Origin of the sequence: Oceanobacillus massiliensis str. N'diop (assembly GCF_000285495.1) — a bacterium.
Classification (GTDB): Bacteria; Bacillota; Bacilli; order Bacillales; family Amphibacillaceae; genus Oceanobacillus; species Oceanobacillus massiliensis.
This window is the reverse complement of sequence record NZ_HE610978.1, coordinates 570,935-591,262: the sequence shown is the minus strand read 5'-3', so window position 1 is coordinate 591,262 and position 20,328 is coordinate 570,935. Positions and strand designations below refer to the sequence as shown.

Genomic DNA, 20,328 nt, shown 5'->3' with positions numbered 1-20,328 from the left:
GTTATTAATAATCATGCAATTTAAAATCTATTAATCTATAATGATTCTAACACAAAAACAATAGGAGGTAGAGCTTTTGAAAAAACACAATTTGATTCCAGTCATATTATCGTCAGCAATCATCGCAGGTTCGTTTCCGGCAAGTAATGTATTGGCGGCACCGATAGAATCCAGCTCAGCTCTGAGCACACAGGCGCAGAAAGCTTGGAATGAGAAGGCCAATGTACCGCTATTTGTAAAAGAAAAAATTTCTGGGAAGCAGACTGCCAGCAATGAAGAGAATGCGGTAGCTTACTTAAAGGAGAACAAGGAGAAAACAGGAATTGAGCGTCCACAAGAAAATTTGAAAGTAAAGGATATTCAAAAGGATAATTTGGGAATGACTCACATTCGCTTCCAACAGACAAAAAATGATGTTCCGATAGAAGGAGCGGAAGTAATTGTTCACTTTAACAAAGACAATGCTGTGGTGGCTGTAAATGGACATTACAATCATTCGGCTGAGGGCGAAGTAATCAGTAAGTCTGCTGCTGTTTCTGTTAATGATGCGGTAAAAGCAGCTAAATCAGCGGTTGAAGCGCCTCTTGTGATGTCCTATGATCCAACAACCGACTTGATTGCCTACCCATTTGATGGTAAAACCAGTCTGGCATATAAAGTGAATCTGACATTTTTAGGTGATGAACCAGGTAACTGGTTTGTATTTGTTGATGCAAATACAGGGGAGATAATCGACAAATATAATGCCCTGCTCCATGCTGATGAACTTAAGAAGAAGGACCATAAAGGAATAGGTGAGGGAGTCCACGGGAATTTGCGTGAGATCCACACCACAAAAGAAGTACAGCCTGGTCTTCCTGCCGTATTCAAATTATATGATGAATCCCATCAAGGATTAGATGGAATTTATACGTATGATCATCCATCAGGAGAAATTTTTGAGAATCGCAGTTCATCATGGAAGGATGAATATCAAGCAGCGGCAGTAGACGCCCATTATAATTCAGAAATGGTCTATGACTATTATATGGAGGAGCATGGACGGAATTCTCTGGATGGCAATGGTATGGCAATCATTTCGTATGTCCACTACGGAGATAATTATAATAATGCTTTCTGGAATGGCCGTAATATGACATATGGAGATGGGGACGGGGAGTTCATGGTATCATTATCCGCTGGTCTTGATGTGGCGGCACATGAAATGACCCACGGCGTTATTACCAATTCAGCGAATCTGCAGTACCGTAATCAATCAGGAGCATTGAACGAATCATTTGCAGATATCTTCGGCGCCCTCGTAGATGAAGATGATTGGGAAATGGGTGAAGATATTATGGCACCAGCTTCCCAGGAAGATGGAAGAACTGCATTGCGCAGTCTGAGTAATCCTAGTAAATTCCCTGTTTCTGCTGAAAGGGCACCATACGGGAATGGGATGTACCCGGCCCATATGGATGATTTTTATGATATGCCAGCCAATGTGGATAATGGAGGAGTCCATGTTAATTCATCCATTACAAATCATGCAGCCTATCTGATTGGAGAACAGATCGGGAAAGAAAAACTTGGACAAGTCTATTATCGTGCGCTGACTGTATACCTGACACCAACATCCGACTTCAGTGACGCAAGAAACGTGCTGATTCAATCTGCAGTCGATATTTACGGAGAAGACAGTACGGAAGCAGAAGCAGTCGCAAACGGATTCGACCAAGTCGGCATCTATTAGGTGCCTGTCACTTCCCGAATTTTGTCGAATATCATCTATAATGATCGTGAGGCTATACCACTGACCGGTTACTGTACTGTTTGAGGGCTTACCGGACATACTGGTCGGCATCTCTAAGCGATAAGTGATTTTCAGATCACTCGGCAATCGGCATGAACGTTTAGCTTCTTTGGTGCAGGCTAGTCTCTGAGCCAGTTAGCGGTCTATTTAGTTTATATGAGTTGAAAAGAAATTAAAACAATACCAGGGCAATGCATACGTTGCATTGCCCTGGTATTTTCGACAATTTTCTACATTATTCGGGGAGTGACAGGCACCGTGAAGCTGCTGCATGTAACATCTTCTCTAAACTCTGCGATTAAAAAAGAATATGCCTACGAAAAGAGTCTATGTTAAAATGAATTCATTATAAAAAACAAAATTCATATTTAAATAGAAGATGCAGTGGGGAGTAATGCTAGTTGTCCAGTTTTAATGACCAATTTATCTATTCAATCGTCATCATTGCAGCAGGGTACATATTAAAGAAAATGCATGTCATAAAAGAAGAGGATGGCGAAGGATTAGCCAGAATCATTTTTAATATCACACTTCCTGCGCTGATACTCGTTACATTTAATGATTTTGTGATGGAGTATTCGTTATTTTTATTGGTCATCATTTCTTTTGCATATGGCTTATTGGCAGCAATGCTTGGAGTTCTGCTGTTCAAAGGTAATCCATCACGGCATGCGAAGGGGATGCTTTCCATGATGGTTCCTGGGTTCAATATTGGCCTCTTTGCCTTTCCGTTAGTAGAAGGAATTTGGGGGAGAGAAGGAATACAGCACTTTGTTATGTTTGATGTAGGCAATTCGTTTATTGTATTCGGGATATGCTATTTTATCGGGAGCCACTATGCTGGCGAGGAGACGCGTCTCGATATAAAAACGATGCTTTTGAAAATGACCAGGTCCATTCCGCTGATGACCTATATCGTCGTGCTGATGCTGAATCTGTCAGGTCTGAAGCTGCCATCGTTCATAGTTGAAACAGCTGACATCATCTCGTACGCGAACATGCCACTATCGCTATTATTGCTTGGAATCTATTTGAACTTTACGATTGAGAAAAAATACCTTCGCTTACTGTTTCATTATATGGCAATGAAATATGGGCTTGGAATTTTTGCCGGTTTTGCCCTGTTTTTCCTGCTGCCATTCGATGATATGTTCAACTACACCGTTTTAATTGGTTTGATTCTTCCTGCAGCGATGTCCGTCCTGCCTTATGCAGTGGAATTCAATTACGATAAACGGTTTATCGGGACTGTATCCAACCTGACAATTATTACGAGTTTTATGCTTATATGGATCATTGCCAATTTTATGATCTAGAGACAGCCTTCATCACTGAAGTTCTATTCTATAACAAGGAAATTGCAGGCTGAAGAGAGGATGCGGAGACATCTCTTCAGGTTTTTTTATCCAAACACCTGACCCCCGTTCACATGAAGCGTCTGACCGGTAACAAATCTTGAATCATCGGATGCAAGGTAGACGAATGTAGGCGCTACTTCAAACGGTTGGGCTTGACGGTCCATCGGGTTACCGGCAAGCGGGACTTGGTCAGCGGAAAAACTCGATGGAATTAAAGGTGTCCATATCCGGCCGGGAGCGATTGCGTTTACCCTTATTCCTTTGCTCACTAAGTTATTTGCCAATGCCCTGGTAAAGCCAATATTGGCCGCTTTTGTAGCGGTGTAGTCCATTAATTGTTCATTTCCCTCAAAAGCAACAACGGAAGCTGTATTAATGATGGAGCTTCCAGCCTCCAAATATTTCAATGCTGTACGGGTCGTATAGAAATGGGAGTAGATATTTACTTTAAATGTATCGTCAAACTGCTCATCCGTTATATCCGTTAAGCTTAACTGTTGGAATTGAATGCCCACGTGGTTGCAGAGGATGTGAAGCTTGCCAAATGTGTCGACAGTCTTTTTCACGATATCTATACATTGCTGTTTTTCTCTTAAGTCACCTGGCAGCTGGAGACAGCTCCTGCCAAGCTCTTCGATTCTTCTTTTTGTGCGATCGGCATCTTCCTGTTCATCTAAATAGGAAATCGCTATATCTGCACCCTCTTTTGCGAATGCAATGGCAGCTGCAGCACCCATACCGCTATCGCCGCCAGTGATAAGCGCTACTTTTCCTTCAAGCTTGCCGCTTCCTTTATAATTTGGATTTTCGATAATGGGTCTTGGTACCATTAAACGCTCCAGGCCAGGCTGCCGAAATTGCCGCTGCTCAGGAACGGTAATTGCAATATCCTCATAGCGTGTTATTTTCCCGTAATTGGGATATAACGGATAAGTTTGGGCGGGGGTACGATCTTCAGTCATCTCCGTTCAATCCTCCTGACAAATGTATAATCTGTTCATTTTATGCCAGGTGGGCAAATGTCGTGACGAATGGGAATCTGGCTAATAGTCATACAGGCTCACTGGGAATGTTAAGTGAATAGGATAGAAAAAATAAGGAGATGAGAACGATGGACTATTATTTCAATCCTGAAGTGAAATTATTGTTATTGAACTACTCGGCAGAAAAAGAAGAAATGCGATATGATCTTAATGCCGAAAAAATCCAAGTACCAAAAATTGGGCCAAGACCGCCATACTACTGCAATCCACGATATGAACAATATTATCCGGTCATTTAGTCTTTTCTAACGGCTGACAGAGAAGAATGAATGAAATTCCAATAAGGATGGGCCGATAAACTCCCGAATTTCGTATCTGCTTCAACCCTGCTATAATATAATAAAAAGAACGTAAGGGATGAATTATTTTGGCAGATACACATATTTTCTCTAAAGGTGAAGAAATTGCAAATGCAATTACACATGGAATAGGAGCAGTAATGAGCATCGGCGGTTTAGTAGTTTTAATTGTCGCCTCCGTACTGCATGGCACGGCGTGGCATGTCGCAAGCTTTACCATTTTCGGTGCGACAATGGTTATCTTATATTTGTCATCAACAATGGTACACGCACTGCCGGCTGGAAATGCTAAAGATCTATTCGAGATATTCGATCACTCATCCATCTATTTATTCATTGCAGGATCCTATACGCCTTTCACTATCTTGGTGATCCAGGGAACACTGGGGTGGACCATGTTCGGTGTGGCATGGGGCCTTGCGATAGCCGGAATTGTATTTAAGTCCTATTTTGTAAAAAAATACTTGTTTACCTCGACAATTCTTTATGTCGCAATGGGATGGATTATTACTGTCGGCTGGACGGAAATCGTTGAGAATTTACATCCGAATGGTGTCATACTGCTGGTTGCAGGTGGAATATGCTATACGGTAGGTGCAGTTTTTTATGTGTGGCGCGGGTTCAGGTTCCATCATATGGTATGGCATTTGTTTGTGCTTGCAGGAACCATCTCGCATTTCTTTTGTGTCCTGCTGTATTTGCTTCCATAAGAAGGGTATACTTTGCGGCGGGCATCAATTCTTCCGATGTTATCTTGCTGAAATAAACGAGTTAACGGCAAGCTGCTTCCTAACCGATTATACTTCTGTACGGTACAGGGAAATAAATCATAAACCAGAAAACGGTTAACTATAATGAAGTAATCAAATTGATTTTTTTGTTCCTGTTGAAGGAGGGGACCCATGCAAAATGAGTGGCAAAAGGCATCAGAATCGCTCTCCAATATTATTGTCCTTTCCAATCCAAACAATCAGCCCGTTACGATAAAAGGAGATTCAGAGGGGGCCAGATGTATTGGAGTGGGTACGGATGCAGCGGTGTTTCAATCGTATTGTGCACCAGAATATGCATTTAAGATCTATGCTGAAGATCGTCTTGACAAAATAGAGGCAGAAGAGAGGGTTTACCAGCAATTGGAAGGCTCGTCCTTCTTTTCCACATGCTTTGCCTCAACCGATCGCTTTCTCGTCTTGAGCTATGAGGAAGGGATTACCCTGTTTGACTGTCTGTTACAGGGAGTTCATATTCCAGAGCGGGTCATCCATGATGTAGAAGATGCAAGAGAATACGTAAGACAGAAGGCGCTCAACCCTCGGGATATTCATCTGAAAAATATTTTAATGCAAAATGGGCGTGCTAAAATCCTTGATGTATCTGAATACATTCAACCTGGGAATGATTACCGGTGGGAGCATTTGAAAGAAGCGTATGGTCGTTATTATCACTTAATGGATGGGAGACCAATTCCATTCTGGCTGCTTGAAACAATCCGTAAATGGTATCACCAGCGTCAAAAAAACTTTCCATCCTTCGAGGATTTTATGCATTTTGTTCTGAAGCATATCACATTTAAAAATAAATAAATTTGCACTGAACTTCTCGGACGACAGGATAAAATCCATATTCCCGCTTCGTATATGCTGCTATCACAATTAGGATGGCTAATTCCAGCAGGTGAACCATTTCCATTTCCCGGCATAAGATAGGTGTAGTGAACGTCGATTGGGGTGCTCATATTGAGTGTAATTCAGACAGATAAATGGCTGCTTGAGCATTATGAAGATCCGATTAAACTATGTGAGATGCTCGAGGATTATTTCGAGGGCAGTCCAGCAGAGGAAATCTATGAACATTTAATGATGCACGGTATGTACCGGCCGGATAAAAATGGGAACGGCACGATAGCTTCCCTGCAGAAGAAAGAGGTATGGCAAACCGTGGCACGTGAAATTCAGCTGCTTAAAAAATTATGGGATGGTCCGGATATACCTGTCTTTATCTTTCCTTCTGATACGGGAAATCAATATTTAATTCGTCATTTTAACGGAAAATCAGGACTTGCTTTTGATAATAAGCTTTTCCTGTTTCTTTCACCCGAAAATCATGATAGGGAAATAATAGCATTGCTCACACATGAATACAATCATGTTTGCCGTATGGAAAAATATAAGAAGGAAGAAAGCGATTATACATTTTTAGATTCCATTATATTGGAAGGCATGGCAGAAAATGCTGTTGCAAAAAGATGCGGCAAGGAGCTCTTAGCTGAATGGACGGCCTATTATACGGATCAGGAATTGGAAAATATGTGGAAGACCTATGGTACCCGCAGCAAAAAAGTACGGATAAATACGTCCAAGCATCAGAAATTATTATATGGGTTGAGGTCCTATCCTAAAATGCTTGGCTATTGTCTCGGCTACTATCTTGTGAAAGAATATGTAAACAATCACAATCTATCAACCAGAGAACTTCTTCCTGTCCCGTCTGTACAGTTTTCTTCTGGGCTTCAAGGATAGTCCTCAACTGGAAAAGTCAATAAAAAGAATGTAAAACAGATAAATACGCCGTTTTACATTCTTTAACAGCTTAAACTAGAAGAAGAATGGCAGCAGTACCAATGCCGCTATGGCACCTATAGCAATACCTGCACCAAATCCTCGTCTGCCAAACCCAGAACCAAAGCCAAAACCTGAACCAAAGCCAAAACCGTAGCCGAACCCGCCTAGATTACTTTGTCGGCCGAGCGGTTGCAAATACACTCTTCGGCCATCTACATGCTGAATTCTCCCTCTGTGAACCCTTCCATCATGTGTTCTGATTTCCACTGCTCTGCCCCTATTTTGCTGGCATACACCGTAATAATGAGCAAATGACATCCTTGCACCTCCAAAAAATTCTAATGAGCCACAGGATAGTATATGTGACGCAATCGTAACCGAATGGACAGGTGTATCAGGGGTTCAGTTGATTTTTAAAGAATCTGGACTGAGAGCAGGATTTAGTGAAGATACATATTTTGCAGTACGTAAGGCACACTATAGACAGGTTTTATCGAGAGTCAATTGGAGGTTAATGCTATGGAAGAACAGAATTTACACCAGCAATTGCATCAGGCCAGCCAGCAGATACAGGAGGCACAAGCGGCTATCCGACTTGCACAAGGATCAGATCAAAATTACCTTGAGCAAGCAGAGCAGCAACTGCAGCGGGCAGAACAGGAATTACAGGATGTTCAGAAGTCAGCAGGCGATAAAGCCACAGAAAATCCGCAATTCCAGCAGGCATTTCAGCAACTTCACGATACACGCCAGCAAGTGAAGGAAGCCCAGCAAAATACGAACGATGTCTTATAGATCACTATCAAAACGCCCAATCTTCAACAGGGCGTTTTCCCTTGCCCTCCCGCATACCGGCCCCCGGCCAGTATTATCCAAACTAGGCCAGCAACCCGCAGAACTCGTCCAGTAGTTCGCCACCTCTGGCCTGTAATTCCTGTCCTGCCTTTATGCAAGCCAAGCCCCTTCATACCAGTGGCCTACAGATTACTAAATCCTCCCGGGCTCTAATCGGACGATGTTGAATCAGGTTGTCTGTTTATCTTGATTGAGAATTTAAATATGATAAACTAATAGAAACTTGATTTTTCTGAATAAATAAAGTCTAAATGTGTTTTGCGCAATCATTGATGATCCTTTTGAAAATGTTGAGATGCATGGAAATTTGTGTGTTTGTTACCGATTACTTTCTGGCCATAAAATGTTATGAAAAAGGAGATAGTGATATTGATGCATCAAGTAGATAGTATGCTCCCGGTTTTTATTTTTAAGATAAATGAAAACTTGCATATCCTGGAATATTCTCCTCTTGTTAAAGGTTTTTTCGCAGCACCATCTTCTATAATGGAAATTGTTGAGAATGATAGTAAAGAAAAAGTTAGACAGTCTATTCAGCCTGATATCAGGCAGAACACCTTTGAAGCAAATATCATTGATAAATCGGGAAAAGTGTTTCTAGCGGAGTTTTTTACTGGCTGGAACAGCGATTTGTCCGGGGAAGTTCTTATTATTAAAAAAAGAGAGGAAAAGACGCAAGGTGCCGGCAGTGTGGACGATTTGAAGCTGAGGCTGAAAGAAGCCGATGTTGAACTGTTAAAAGAGAAAGAGAGAGCAGAAGAGATTATCGTGGAAAATAATAGATTATCTGCTCCTTTTATTTGCGTGACAGAAGATATGGCCCTTGTTCCTTTGTTCGGTGAAATCGATAAAGTGAAAGTGAAGACCATGATCGAGCATATTGTTAAAAGTGCATATAAGGCAGAGGTAAAGAGATTATTGATTGATTTAACGGCAGTGGGGCATATTGATCGGGAAGGACTAGCAGGCCTGGCAGAGCTATTCAAATCAATTCAGGTTCTGGGAAAAGATATTATTGTTACGGGCATTAATCCAAATCAGGCGCAGCAGCTGCATCATCGGGGTTTTTCCATGGAAATTGAATTCAGCCATTCCCTGCAGGCTGCTATAAAAGAATTTGTTTAGCATATAAAAAACCACCATCTTTCTTCATTTGATGGTGGCTTATGCTCTCTATAAACTAAAATTATACATAGCAAAATAGGATAGCTATAGAGACTTTTTATGAGAAATTACAAATATAGGAGATTCTATACGATATTTACTAGGTATTTATACAATAAAGTAATAAACTCGAAACAGTTTTACGGTATAATACAATTAGCTAATAGAAAAAGGTGTGGTTAAGATTGAAATCAATGACGGAAGTAAATAGATACATAAGTAAACATGCCGATTCCTTGGCAGTGGAAGTGGTAGAATCTGCTATGTCCAAAATGCAATTGGATATTTCTGGTTGGGAGAAAGAACAGGCAATAAAAATGTACGTTGAAGTTTTTAGCTTTTTAGGGGAATATCTTTTCGTGGATGACTGTGAAAAGGCTCCTGAAGCTCTTCTTGAATGGAGTAAAAAGAATTCAGAAATGCAGGCGATGAGTGGAGGAGATATCAATGAAATCTTAGTTCGTTATCCGCCAACAAGGGAAGTTTTCATTGAAATAATTACGAGAATCAGCATTGAGCTGAATCTGTCAGTTGCAGAAAATGCGGCAATCATCAAACATGTAAATAAATTGCTCGATATTAGTTTAAATGAAACATTTTACTCCTATATACGTCTTTCCAACCAGTATAAAGCAGATAAAGAAAGTGAACTTCTTAAATTATCGGCACCTATCGTTCCGGTTCTTAATGATATCGTGATAGTTCCAATCATTGGATATATCAATTCAAACGTTGCAAGGCATGTGTTGGACAACGTTATTCCAAAGATTGCAGAAATGGAAGTAAACTATGTGATAGCGGATTTCTCCGGCGCCTTAACCTTAAACACAGAGATTGCAGCATTCCTCCATCAATTGGCACAGACACTTAGCCTGATGGGAGTTCAGGTGATAACGACTGGTTTACGGGCAGATATCGTACAATCAATCGTAAACGGCGGTATGGAAATAAGAACGGTGCGTTCCTTTGCTACCGTTAAGCAAGCATTGGAAAACTTAGGCTGATATTGAGATTGACCGGTAAGCTGGGTTTTTTCAGTTCTTATAAAAATTAAATGTATTTATGAAAAGCTGTTTTTCTCCAGTGGCAGTTAGATAATGTGTCAGTTCCTTTAACATAGGGAGGAGAACGAATTTTAGGACCTAAAGAGAAAGTCATATCTTACTGGCTTCCCATGAAATAAATGATTTACATTCTATTAGAAGTGGTGCGGCAATACATATATTATTTGCAGCAGGCAGGGAGTACGTTGAAAAATGGAACAGTTTCTTTCCTATAAAGAAATTCAAGCAAAATGTGAACACTTAAATACAATATATGAAATTGACGAAGAGAAATTCTATGAGGTTGTCGAACACTGGGCGGATCAAGAGACCGCTATTGAAACGAAACTTTTGGCAAGTTTCTCCGGACTCTTGCAGGTAGTCAGTAATGAGATTGTCCGTATGGAAGATGTACTTGACATGAAACCGAGCTGCAGAATGGGCTGTGCCTTTTGCTGTTATTTCCCAATCATTGTAAATGAGATGGAAGCAAAGTTAATGAAGAAAGCCATCGAGGAATTTCCTGAAGACAGAAGGGGCAGGATGAGAGAGCACCTGGCGGGATATTATGATAAGTACGGAGACCGGCTGGAGCAGCTGAATGGCATAGATTTCGCAGCGGATCAAGACTTTAAAAAGAAGTATATTACAAGTCAGGTGCCCTGTGTGATGTTGGATACAAAGACCAATCAGTGCATGGCATATGAAATTCGACCGATTCCATGCAGGACCTATATGAATTATGCGGATCCAAAGGTCTGTGAGGAAAACAATATGCCTAAAGAAACAGTTAGCTTCGAATTTCTTTATGAGCAATATATGGGTGCCTTAAATGAATTCCTGCAGTTTCTATACGAAGGTGGGGACACTGGATTTATTGATTACCCAAATGATGTCTATAAAACCGATTATCTGGTGAATTGGTTCAGTCCAAAAGAATTGCGATAATTTTTCCAAAACAAAAGGCAAGTCAGTCTAACTGACTTGCCTTATCTATTTAACCGCGTCTGCCGCCTCGGCCACCGCGTTTAGACTCTGTACTGCGTTTGAGAGTAAATAAATTTTCTTCGCTGGTTTTCAAAAATTTAGCCATTTTATCTTCAAAACTTTCCTTAGGCTTGAAATTACCTCTTGGGCGGGAATCCCGGGAACTTCTGTTATCTCTTCCTTGTCGCTCTGGACGTTTGGAATAGCCTTCAGGTCTGTCAATTGCTTTTTTAATGGATAAGGAAGTTTTACCATCCTTCTCACTAATTACTTTTACTTCAATTTCGTCGCCAACAGTCAGGTGATCGTTGACATCCTTTACATAGCTGTCTGCAACCTCACTGATATGCACGAGGCCAGTTGTACCACCGGGTAATTCTACAAATGCTCCAAAATTTGTGATACCTGTAACCTTACCTTTTACCTTACTACCTACTTCGATTGACAAAAATAGCTCCCCCTCAATATTAATACCTGTTTATTATACCAAGGATGGCAGGCAATATCAATTGAAGGGAGAAGGTATTTGTTATTTATTTTCCAATTGGATTCTGCTGCTCATATGTCCTTTAAGTCGTACCAGACAAGATGGGAAGGAGATAAGGGGAGATTTTAGAAGATTTCACCATTAAGATTATACCCCTCTTGAATATAATTTGAAAATTAAGTATAATGAATAACTATATCTCTGAACGTCATTATCTGAATAGAATGAATTGACAGTTTAGGGTGCTGAAATAAAACTATACAGGAGGGTTTCGTTATCATTCAACAGACACAACAGGAAGAGAAGCAACAGTTTAAAAAATCCAGATGGGTAATGCCGGATACATATGTCATTTTATTTTTGGTGCTGCTGGCAGGATTCGCTGCAACGTATATTGTCCCATCCGGAACATTTGAAAGAGAGACAATCGATGGAGTGGAACGGATTGTACCTGATACATACGTGCAGACAGAGGGTTCGCCGATGGGAATCCTTGATATTTTCAATGCAATCCAAACAGGAATGGTTGAGTCTGCGGATATTATCTTTCTTGTATTATTTACTGGTGGAATGTTTGAGATTATTGAACGATCAGGGGCTTTGCGCGGGGCAATTAACCGGGCGGTAAAATTGACTCGGGGTAATGAATTCTGGCTGATTGTGGTTGTCTCAACAATTTTTGCTCTTGCTGGTGCAATTGGAGCGGTAGCCAATGCTGTTATTGCGTTTGTCGTTGTAGGTGTGATTATAGCCAGGACCTTAAGATTGGATCCGATTGTAGCTGTAGCGATTACATTTGGCGCAAACTTTGCCGGGTTCAGTGTGGGATTCATCAATCCATACACATTAGGCATTGCACAGGAAATCGCTGACCTTCCGATATTCTCTGGTGCCGTGCTGCGGACCGTGGTCTTTGTCGTCATACTTGGGGTTACAATCTGGTATACATGGCGATATACGAAAAAGATTATGGCGGATCCTTCGAAAAGCCTTATGCATGTATATGAAAATGAGGGAAATGATACAAGCGGCCTGGAAGATCCATTCACAACTAGACATAAGCTGCTTTTGACATTTGTTGTATTATGTCTGGGGTTCTTTGTCTATGGTTCTACACAATTAGGCTGGACCATCAATCATATGTCGGCATTTTTCTTATTTATTGCATTAGGTGCAGGAATCATTGCGGGCATGCATTATAATACGCTTGCCGAGAATTTTCTGGAAGGGACCAGGAAACTTGTTTATGGGGCACTTGTTGTAGGATTTGCCCGCGCAGCGATTGTCCTATTAGAAAACGGGGAAATTATCGATACAATCGTTTATGCACTTTCCGTACCACTGGAAAACTTAGCTCCCGTATTGTCTGCAATCGGTATGTTCGTTTCCAATGGGCTGTTAAACTTCCTGGTCAACTCTGGAAGTGGACAGGCAATGATTGCGATGCCGCTGCTGACACCCTTAGCGGATATGGTAGGGGTCACAAGGCAGGTCGCCGTACAGGCCTATCAATTTGGGGATGGACTTACAAATCTTATTTTCCCGACGAGCGGAATTTTAATGGCGAGCCTTGCAGTTGCTGAGGTTCCGTATACCAAATGGCTGAAATGGGTGTTCCCGCTGTTTATTATTTGGCTTGTCATTGCAGTATTGACATTAATTATAGGAGTGATGATTAACTGGGGACCATTCTAAAAATTCAAATAAAAAGGCAATCAACCTGGAATTACGTTGGTTGCCTTTTTATTATTTGTCAATTTCGCTTTTAAACGGCGCAACTTTAGGTTGTGCTGGGTTTTATTCCCGGTCCAGAAATCGGCAGCATCTGCTGATTAACTGTATCTGAAATGGATAAAAAACAATAATCTGCTAGAGAGAAATTATTAGTTAACCCGTTCTTTTGGAAGTGAGTTCTAAACTGTTTAATCGGTTTAACAGGGAATCGAGTTCCTGACTGCAGGCTATTGTCTTATTCGACGATAATCCATTTTTTTCTGCTAATAGAAGCATTTCATTTCTTTTCCTGACAATAGACAAAACAATCTTCTCCCTGTCAGTGTTCATCTGTTCTACAAACATTCATTTTCACCTTCGCTTTGTATTATTGGCACGCTATGCATTATCTCAGAAAACGAAAACGAAATAAATAGTTTCGACAAAACAAGACAAAAAGACATCTTTTTTTCTGTTGAAGATGTTATTTTATATTACATGATAGGAATAATTTTAATGATTTACGAAAATGTCAAGAGTGAATTAATATTTTTGGAAAATAGACATAAATTATTGACAAATTTATGAACAAGATAAATAATATAAAGAAAGGGGATGTTTTTAATGGATGTAAACCGAAAAGTATTAAAAGCAATATCTTATATATGTGGAACATTATTGATTATTGGAACTGCACTTTTCTTTTATGGATATTTTGGAAGCGGTTCCGCTGAGGTAACTGGTATCGGAATTGGAACAGTTATGGGTGCATCATTTATCTTTATCATGGGCATCTTCCTTGTTGCAACGGAAGAAAGCATTCAAGAGAAGAACGGTAAAAGACAATTATTGTAAGTGTATAATTCAAATGCCTGTCACTTGATAGGCATTTTTATTTTGCATGAGGCAGCAGATAGGCGCTAAACAACTAAGCACTAACCCGGAGTAAGACGGTCATCATTTTTAGCGAAAAAACATCCGGTTCACCTTTAAGTAGTGAACCGGATGTTTTTATCATTTTATAGGTAACCCCATATCATCGCGAGCAGGGAACCGAATACAGTTAGAAGTGCAATCAATACACCGTAATAGATACTGGCATAGATGGTTTTGCTGTCTTCACTTTCACCAGCATGCATGAAGATCATCAATTGAACTCCAGCTTGGATGAACGCCGTTATGATTAAAATGGTCATCCCAATCTGAAAGGACATATCCATGAAATACACGCTTAGTGCCACAACGGTAAGCAGCAGTGAGAATATGAAGCCGTTGACTTGTTTCATAGGAAATAATTCTCTCATGTTACATCATTCCTTTCAGGTAAATAAAGCTGAAAATGAAGATCCACATGACATCAAGAAAGTGCCAATATAACGAGAATATAAACGATTTATTGGCAGTCTGGGGAGTGAATCCCTGCTTCCTGATCTGCAGGAAGATGAACAGACCCCAGAAAAATCCAAATGTAACGTGAGCCCCATGTGTGCCCAATGTAGTCAAAAGGATGCCCGTATAGGCGCTGGACTGAAGTGCTGCACCTTCGTGATAGTAATGAATAAACTCATATACTTCAAAACTGATAAAGCCAGCACCAAGCAAGAGCGTAATACCCAGAAAAGCAAGCATTGCATTCTTGCGCTGGAGACGCATGGCATTAACGGCAAGACCGATTGTGAAGCTGCTTGTCAACAGCAGGATGGTTTCAATCAGAACAGGAGAGATTTCAAAGATCTCGGAACCCGCAGGACCATTCCCTATTCGGTCTTCATAAATGAAATATGATGTGAACAGTGTTGCGAAAAGCATGATTTCCGCACCAAGGAAAAGCCAAAAGCCTAATATATTCATGCGGTTTTGTTCGGTACTGTATTCAAGAGGCTGAGCAGAATCTATTTTCATTTGTTCGCACCTCCAAATCTATCTTCTGTTTCTTGTATCTCTTCAGTTGAAATATGACGGCCGTGATCCTTTTCAAATGAGCGATATGCCAGACATATCAATATTCCGATACCAGCGATAATGACACCAGGCCAGATATAGAATACGGCGGAAAAGCCTAGTACAAAGAATAATCCAGCCATAATAATCGGTGCACCGCTATTATTTGGCATATGGATTTCTTCAAGCTTACCTTTGAATAGAGTATGTCCGTTCTTCTTGGCATCCCATAAAGCCTCAGATGAAACAACATTTGGTGTTAAGGCAAAATTGTATTCAGGAACCGGGTTATGTGTCGCCCATTCCAATGATCTCGCATTCCAAGGGTCATCGCCAACGTTCCTTGGTGCATAACGGAAGCTGTAGTATACGTTATAAACAATGATAACGAACCCGATTGCCAGCAAACCAGCTCCAAAGAATGAAAGCATATTCAATGGCCCGAATCCTGTGGCCTCCGAGTAGGTATACATACGTCGTGCCTGACCATCCAGCCCTGTGATGTACATAGGGAAGAAAGCGAGACAGAAGCCGACAGTAATGAACCAGAAAGCCCATTTGCCGATTCTCTCGTTCAGCATAAAGCCAAACATTTTCGGCCACCAATAGATCAAACCAGCAATCATAGCAAATACGACACCAGGTATGATTACGTTATGGAAGTGAGCTACCAGGAACATCGTATTATGGTACTGATAATCTGCACTTGCTATTGCCAGCATAACTCCTGTTACCCCGCCAATGGTAAAGAGGGGGATAAATGCTACCGAATATAGCATTGGTGTTGTAAATCGGATCTTTCCCTTCCACATGGTCAGCAGCCAGTTAAAGATCTTGATACCTGTCGGGACCGCAATCGCCATCGTAGTAATGGAGAAGATACTGTTTGTCACGGCATCCTGCCCCATGGTGAAGAAGTGATGTACCCATACAACAAAGGACAGCAGCGAGATGATAACCATCGACGCCACCATGGACTTATATCCATACAGATTTCTCTCTGAAAAAGTGGAGATAATCTGACTGTAAATACCAAACGCTGGTAGGATAAGGATATAAACCTCAGGATGTCCCCATATCCAGAAGAGGTTCGCCCACATCATATCCATGCCGCCATTCGTAGTAGCAAAGAAGAATGTGCCGAATTGACGGTCGAATGTACCCATCAATAGTGCGATAGTCAATACTGGAAATGCGAAAACGATAATTACATTTGTTATTAGAGCAGACCAGACAAACATTGGCATTTTCATCAATGTCATTCCAGGCGCTCTCATCTTGATGATTGTTGCTATAAAGTTAATCCCTGTCATCAAGGTACCAATACCAGAAATCTGTAATGCCCAATTATAATAATTGACGCCGACAGAGGTACTGAAATCCGTACCGGCGAGCGGGTAATAGTTCGTCCAGCCGGCATCAGGTGATCCACCGATTACGAACGAGATGTTAAACAGCATTGCACCAGCAAAATAAAGCCAGAAGCTAAGTGCGTTTAATCGTGGAAATGCAACGTCCCTTGCACCGATTTGCAACGGGACAATATAGTTCATTAATCCAATAACGAATGCCATTGCCATAAAGAAAATCATAACAACACCATGCGTTGTGAAAACTTCGTTATAATGCTGGGCATCCAGGAAACTGTTTTCCGGTACCGCTGTTTGAAGCCGCATCATAACTGCATCTGCGCCGCCGCGGAAAAGCATCAGCAGGGCGGATATGAGATACATGATACCGATTCGTTTGTGGTCCGTTGTTGTCAGCCATTCTGTCCATAGATAATTCCATTTTTTAAAGTATGTGATACCAACAACAATTGCTATTGATACAAGACCGATAGCAACCATCGATGCATAAATCATGGGACTTGGATGTGGAATGGCGAATCTCTCAAAAAATTCCATATCTATCTTAACTCCTTCCAAGAGTCTATAAGTTTAAATAATGATAGAATCAAATCGAATTAATGTTGATGATGTTCCGATTCTTGATCCTCTGTTTGTCCTTCGTCATGATGATGTTCTGAATCCTCATCTGCTTCAGTGTCACCTGAACCATGATGATGTCCACCGTTCTCTCCCTCTGGAGCGGGTGCAAAATCTAAATGAGTTCCTGTAAATGTCATCTGACCTAGGTGTCCAGGAGCAAGTATCTCTGTAAACTCATCTTCAGTAAGCGGTTCAGCAGTTTCATGGATTTCATCTATCCATGTATCAAATTCATCTTGTGTCAATGCCGTGACATTGAACGTGTTTTCTGCAAAACCTTCACCATTGAAATTGGCGTTTCGGCCAAGATATTCACCAGGCTCTTCAGCAACTACATTCAGTTTGGTAATCATGTCAGACATTGCATACTTCTGTCCGGCGAGCTGCGGAATCCAGAAGCTTGTAATGGTGCCATGTGAATACAGTCTGAACTCAACTGCTTGGTTCGTTGGTATGAATAGATAGTTGACTGTTTCTATATCCTGTTCCGGATAACTGAAATGCCATTTCCAGTTAGAGGATGAAGCATAGATGACAAGTGGTTCCTGTTCTTCATATCCAACTGGTGTATCTTCCACTTGATGTGTCGACATAACCGATACGACAGAAAGAAAAGCTACAATCAGAATTGGTACTCCAACAATGATTCCTTCCACTATCGGATTCCCTTCAATATGAGGCGGTTCGTAATTATCCGCCTGTTTTGATGCACGGTATTTTACAAGTATGACCGTCAATAATGTGATTACAATAATAACAATCAGTGCCATTGTAAAAATCGATATCCAAATGACGTTGGCTGTTGTTTCTGCCTGGGGTCCTTTAGGATCTAAAACCAGCAGAGGCTCACAACCTGTTAACACTGTGGCAATAGTGATAATAAATGTTAGAAAGATCCATTTAAACTTCATCTATATACCCCTTTCTCTTAGGCTAGTAATATAAATTTAAATTGCAGTACGATAATGCTCACAACATAACATACTAGTACCCGGACACCAAAAAAACAATAGTTTGGGAAATACTTCACAAAATGTTCATGAAGATTTGTATATTTATTGAAGGACAGTCAAAACGTGTTTGAACTATAGCATGACAAAGTTTCATTCGACAAAATTCGGGAAGTGACAGGCACCTAAGGATTTGATTGTTTTGTGGGTTGGGTATATAATGTTTGTGTATTCTGAAAATACTTATAATGAAGGGTGGGACAGTCTTGACTATTTATTAGTAAGAGGGAGGGAACGGACCAATCAATTGAACTAACCGCGTTTCCGTAAGCTTTTTTATACTTCCGCATATCCTCGTTAGCACTTGTTGTACAACGAGATGTTCCTACCCTTACGTTGCCTAGGACTAAAGAACAACTAATGCAGGTACCGATTTTCCTCCAATTTTCCAATGTGAATCCGCTGTAGTGTTCCAAATCTTCCATCACGTTATTCCTTGTAAGATTTCTACAAATCAGGCCCTGCATACGATACCTGAATCCCCTTGTCTAGATCAACCCAAAATATTGCCATGGCTTTCGCTTTTTTATAAACAGACGGCCACTCGCAGACAGACGGCAAAAAAAACAATCATTGTACATTTTTATCATTTCTTCCGAAAATACGATGATGGCTTAACTGGAACATGTACTTGTACGGGTTAAGTGAGACTTCACAGCTAGAAAACGCAGTTGTAAATGGACTGTTTGTCACTACTTCTCATCCAATTATCCAAACCAAATGTGCAAGCCGCAAACGGAGCCTGACAGTAAACAATGCCCTATCCCTCTGTGCTATACTAGTTAGAAGAAAAAACTGCTATGGAGGTGATTGTTTGGATCCCTTAGAGATTATGCTGAATCTGGATAAAGTCATTCCGTACTATAATCCAGTAATAAGTGCAGATACACATTTGGTTGCAGGCTATGAGGCAAGACCTTATTTCCAGCAGGCTGACGGAAGTCTGGAAGAGCTGGACTGGTTTTTGGAGGATGCTACTATTCCTGATGAATTCCATTTGGAGTTAAATTGCCATTTGCAGCAGAAAGCCATGGAAAAGCTATTAATGACAGAACAGCCAACCAATCTATCATTTTATTATGATGCAGGCTTATTGATTAGAGATAATGGTGAATCATTACTATCTGTCTTACATGCGTATGCAGAGAGAGGGCTTGATTTAAAGCGAATTATTATTGAGATAAAGGAATCGTATATGGCAGCGGAATTCGATACATTGCGGAACCTGTTTAAGTATTTGAAAACGCTGGGTATCAGGATCGCTGTCGATGTGGAGCAGCAAAACGGCAGCCTCGACCGACTTGCGCTTGTCAAACCAAATATTATTAAAGTAGATGCAGGATTTTTGAAAGATGAATTTCTGCCGCATCTGTACCGTGATGTGTACCATTCGCTTTCCATGCTGTCACGGAAAATAGGGGCAACCCTATTATTTAAAGGAATTTCTTCCTATAATCAGCTTAATTATGCGTGGCGTAATGGCGGACATTATTATGAAGGTACATATCTGGAACAAGAAGGCCCGGAATTTATCCCAGTTGATAGCTGTCAGGAAAAGATTAAAACGAATTTTCGCCAGTTTGTCATTTTTGAAAAAAGAAAAGTAAAGGCGCAGCTGGAATTGATGAATCAGATTAGTGAGCAATTTAAAATGACTCTCCCTGAAATCAATCCTGAACAATCCTATGATGAACTCATATTGAGTGTAGGCAAAGCCTGCATGGACTTTGCATTCCGTGTTTACATCTGCAATGGGGAAGGAATTCAGCTATCGTCCAATGCGGAGAAAAACAGGGAAGAAGCCTGGGAACTCATCCAGGAAGGGCGAAATAAAAATTGGAGCTGGCGCCCATACTTTTTTGAAAATATCATGCGTATGAATGTGGAGAAAAAGGGACTTTTATCCGACCTGTATACGGATATCGAGAGAGATGAACTCATCAGAACATACTCCTATCCAATCTCGGATGAACTGTATGTTTTTCTCGATATCCCTTATGAATACCTGTATGAGCAAGAAGGTTTGCTCTAGAGGAATGTTATGTATGATGGTAAGAACTTCGTTGCGGAATGCTTTGAACATG

21 protein-coding genes are annotated in these 20,328 nt (G+C 40.8%); 13 read left to right on the top strand and 8 right to left on the bottom strand.

Features of this window, described 5'->3' with window-relative positions; all coding sequences use genetic code 11:
• Nucleotides 1-76 precede the first annotated feature (76 nt).
• Both OMHG_RS12805 and OMHG_RS12800 read left to right on the top strand, forming a co-directional pair.
• Nucleotides 77-1,732 (top strand): M4 family metallopeptidase, encoded by a 1,656-nt coding sequence (locus OMHG_RS12805; protein ID WP_010651273.1) that lies wholly within the window; start codon nt 77-79, stop codon nt 1,730-1,732.
• Between the two features lie 461 nt (nt 1,733-2,193).
• Nucleotides 2,194-3,108: an AEC family transporter gene (locus OMHG_RS12800; RefSeq protein ID WP_010651272.1), complete on the top strand. Its 915-nt coding sequence runs from the start codon at nt 2,194-2,196 to the stop codon at nt 3,106-3,108.
• Between the two features lie 86 nt (nt 3,109-3,194).
• Here OMHG_RS12800 and OMHG_RS12795 read toward each other — a convergent pair whose 3' ends face one another.
• Nucleotides 3,195-4,112 carry an SDR family oxidoreductase gene (locus OMHG_RS12795; RefSeq protein WP_010651271.1) on the bottom strand — a complete coding sequence of 306 codons (918 nt, stop codon included), beginning with the start codon at nt 4,110-4,112 and terminating at the stop codon, nt 3,195-3,197.
• Nucleotides 4,113-4,261: 149 nt separating this feature from the next.
• On the opposite strand from OMHG_RS12795, the gene OMHG_RS18780 reads away from it, so the two are divergent.
• The 4 genes from OMHG_RS18780 to OMHG_RS12780 all read left to right on the top strand — a co-directional run bounded on the left by OMHG_RS18780 (nt 4,262) and on the right by OMHG_RS12780 (nt 7,011).
• Nucleotides 4,262-4,432 (top strand): hypothetical protein, encoded by a 171-nt coding sequence (locus tag OMHG_RS18780; protein WP_010651270.1) that lies wholly within the window; start codon nt 4,262-4,264, stop codon nt 4,430-4,432.
• 128 nt (nt 4,433-4,560) lie between these two features.
• A complete protein-coding gene (gene trhA, locus OMHG_RS12790) occupies nt 4,561-5,202 on the top strand; it encodes a PAQR family membrane homeostasis protein TrhA (protein ID WP_010651269.1) in 642 nt (213 codons plus the stop codon).
• Nucleotides 5,203-5,394: 192 nt separating this feature from the next.
• The gene (locus OMHG_RS12785) at nt 5,395-6,075 is read left to right on the top strand and encodes a serine/threonine protein kinase (protein WP_010651268.1); all 681 of its coding nucleotides are present in this window, start codon (nt 5,395-5,397) and stop codon (nt 6,073-6,075) included.
• 153 nt (nt 6,076-6,228) lie between these two features.
• Nucleotides 6,229-7,011 (top strand): DUF2268 domain-containing putative Zn-dependent protease, encoded by a 783-nt coding sequence (locus tag OMHG_RS12780; RefSeq protein ID WP_010651267.1) that lies wholly within the window; start codon nt 6,229-6,231, stop codon nt 7,009-7,011.
• A 75-nt stretch (nt 7,012-7,086) separates the two neighbouring features.
• Here the strand turns inward: OMHG_RS12780 and OMHG_RS12775 are convergent, their stop codons facing one another.
• Nucleotides 7,087-7,371, bottom strand: a complete 285-nt coding sequence (locus tag OMHG_RS12775; protein ID WP_010651266.1) for a hypothetical protein — start codon at nt 7,369-7,371, stop codon at nt 7,087-7,089.
• A 201-nt stretch (nt 7,372-7,572) separates the two neighbouring features.
• Between OMHG_RS12775 and OMHG_RS12770 the strand changes: the two genes are divergently transcribed.
• The 4 genes from OMHG_RS12770 (at nt 7,573) to OMHG_RS12755 (ending at nt 11,063) form a co-directional block, all read left to right on the top strand.
• The gene (locus OMHG_RS12770; protein WP_010651265.1) at nt 7,573-7,848 is read left to right on the top strand and encodes a hypothetical protein; all 276 of its coding nucleotides are present in this window, start codon (nt 7,573-7,575) and stop codon (nt 7,846-7,848) included.
• A gap of 432 nt (nt 7,849-8,280) precedes the next feature.
• Nucleotides 8,281-9,033 carry an STAS domain-containing protein gene (locus tag OMHG_RS12765; protein ID WP_010651264.1) on the top strand — a complete coding sequence of 251 codons (753 nt, stop codon included), beginning with the start codon at nt 8,281-8,283 and terminating at the stop codon, nt 9,031-9,033.
• Nucleotides 9,034-9,266: 233 nt separating this feature from the next.
• Nucleotides 9,267-10,076 carry an STAS domain-containing protein gene (locus OMHG_RS12760; protein WP_147629080.1) on the top strand — a complete coding sequence of 270 codons (810 nt, stop codon included), beginning with the start codon at nt 9,267-9,269 and terminating at the stop codon, nt 10,074-10,076.
• Nucleotides 10,077-10,328: 252 nt separating this feature from the next.
• Nucleotides 10,329-11,063 (top strand): YkgJ family cysteine cluster protein, encoded by a 735-nt coding sequence (locus OMHG_RS12755; RefSeq protein ID WP_010651262.1) that lies wholly within the window; start codon nt 10,329-10,331, stop codon nt 11,061-11,063.
• A gap of 49 nt (nt 11,064-11,112) precedes the next feature.
• Here the strand turns inward: OMHG_RS12755 and OMHG_RS12750 are convergent, their stop codons facing one another.
• The gene (locus tag OMHG_RS12750) at nt 11,113-11,550 is read right to left on the bottom strand and encodes a S1 domain-containing RNA-binding protein (protein WP_010651261.1); all 438 of its coding nucleotides are present in this window, start codon (nt 11,548-11,550) and stop codon (nt 11,113-11,115) included.
• A gap of 372 nt (nt 11,551-11,922) precedes the next feature.
• On the opposite strand from OMHG_RS12750, the gene OMHG_RS12745 reads away from it, so the two are divergent.
• Nucleotides 11,923-13,284 carry a YfcC family protein gene (locus OMHG_RS12745; protein ID WP_010651260.1) on the top strand — a complete coding sequence of 454 codons (1,362 nt, stop codon included), beginning with the start codon at nt 11,923-11,925 and terminating at the stop codon, nt 13,282-13,284.
• A gap of 192 nt (nt 13,285-13,476) precedes the next feature.
• Here the strand turns inward: OMHG_RS12745 and OMHG_RS12740 are convergent, their stop codons facing one another.
• Nucleotides 13,477-13,668, bottom strand: a complete 192-nt coding sequence (locus tag OMHG_RS12740; RefSeq protein WP_010651259.1) for an aspartyl-phosphate phosphatase Spo0E family protein — start codon at nt 13,666-13,668, stop codon at nt 13,477-13,479.
• 258 nt (nt 13,669-13,926) lie between these two features.
• Between OMHG_RS12740 and OMHG_RS12735 the strand changes: the two genes are divergently transcribed.
• A complete protein-coding gene (locus tag OMHG_RS12735; protein WP_010651258.1) occupies nt 13,927-14,157 on the top strand; it encodes a hypothetical protein in 231 nt (76 codons plus the stop codon).
• Nucleotides 14,158-14,321: 164 nt separating this feature from the next.
• Here OMHG_RS12735 and qoxD read toward each other — a convergent pair whose 3' ends face one another.
• The 4 genes from qoxD to qoxA are packed head-to-tail and all read right to left on the bottom strand — an operon-like array spanning nt 14,322 to nt 18,145.
• Complete coding sequence (gene qoxD / locus OMHG_RS12730) at nt 14,322-14,606, bottom strand: cytochrome aa3 quinol oxidase subunit IV (RefSeq protein WP_010651257.1); 285 nt, start codon at nt 14,604-14,606, stop codon at nt 14,322-14,324.
• Nucleotide 14,607: 1 nt separating this feature from the next.
• Nucleotides 14,608-15,204: a cytochrome (ubi)quinol oxidase subunit III gene (locus OMHG_RS12725; protein ID WP_010651256.1), complete on the bottom strand. Its 597-nt coding sequence runs from the start codon at nt 15,202-15,204 to the stop codon at nt 14,608-14,610.
• Nucleotides 15,201-17,150 (bottom strand): cytochrome aa3 quinol oxidase subunit I, encoded by a 1,950-nt coding sequence (gene qoxB / locus OMHG_RS12720; RefSeq protein ID WP_010651255.1) that lies wholly within the window; start codon nt 17,148-17,150, stop codon nt 15,201-15,203. The genes OMHG_RS12725 and qoxB overlap by 4 nt, the downstream gene beginning before the upstream one ends.
• 59 nt (nt 17,151-17,209) lie before the next feature.
• Entirely contained in the window at nt 17,210-18,145 is a 936-nt protein-coding gene (gene qoxA, locus OMHG_RS12715; RefSeq protein ID WP_010651254.1) for a cytochrome aa3 quinol oxidase subunit II, read from the bottom strand.
• A gap of 913 nt (nt 18,146-19,058) precedes the next feature.
• Here qoxA and OMHG_RS12710 point away from each other — a divergent pair.
• The gene (locus tag OMHG_RS12710) at nt 19,059-20,276 is read left to right on the top strand and encodes an EAL domain-containing protein (protein WP_010651253.1); all 1,218 of its coding nucleotides are present in this window, start codon (nt 19,059-19,061) and stop codon (nt 20,274-20,276) included.
• Nucleotides 20,277-20,328 lie beyond the last annotated feature (52 nt).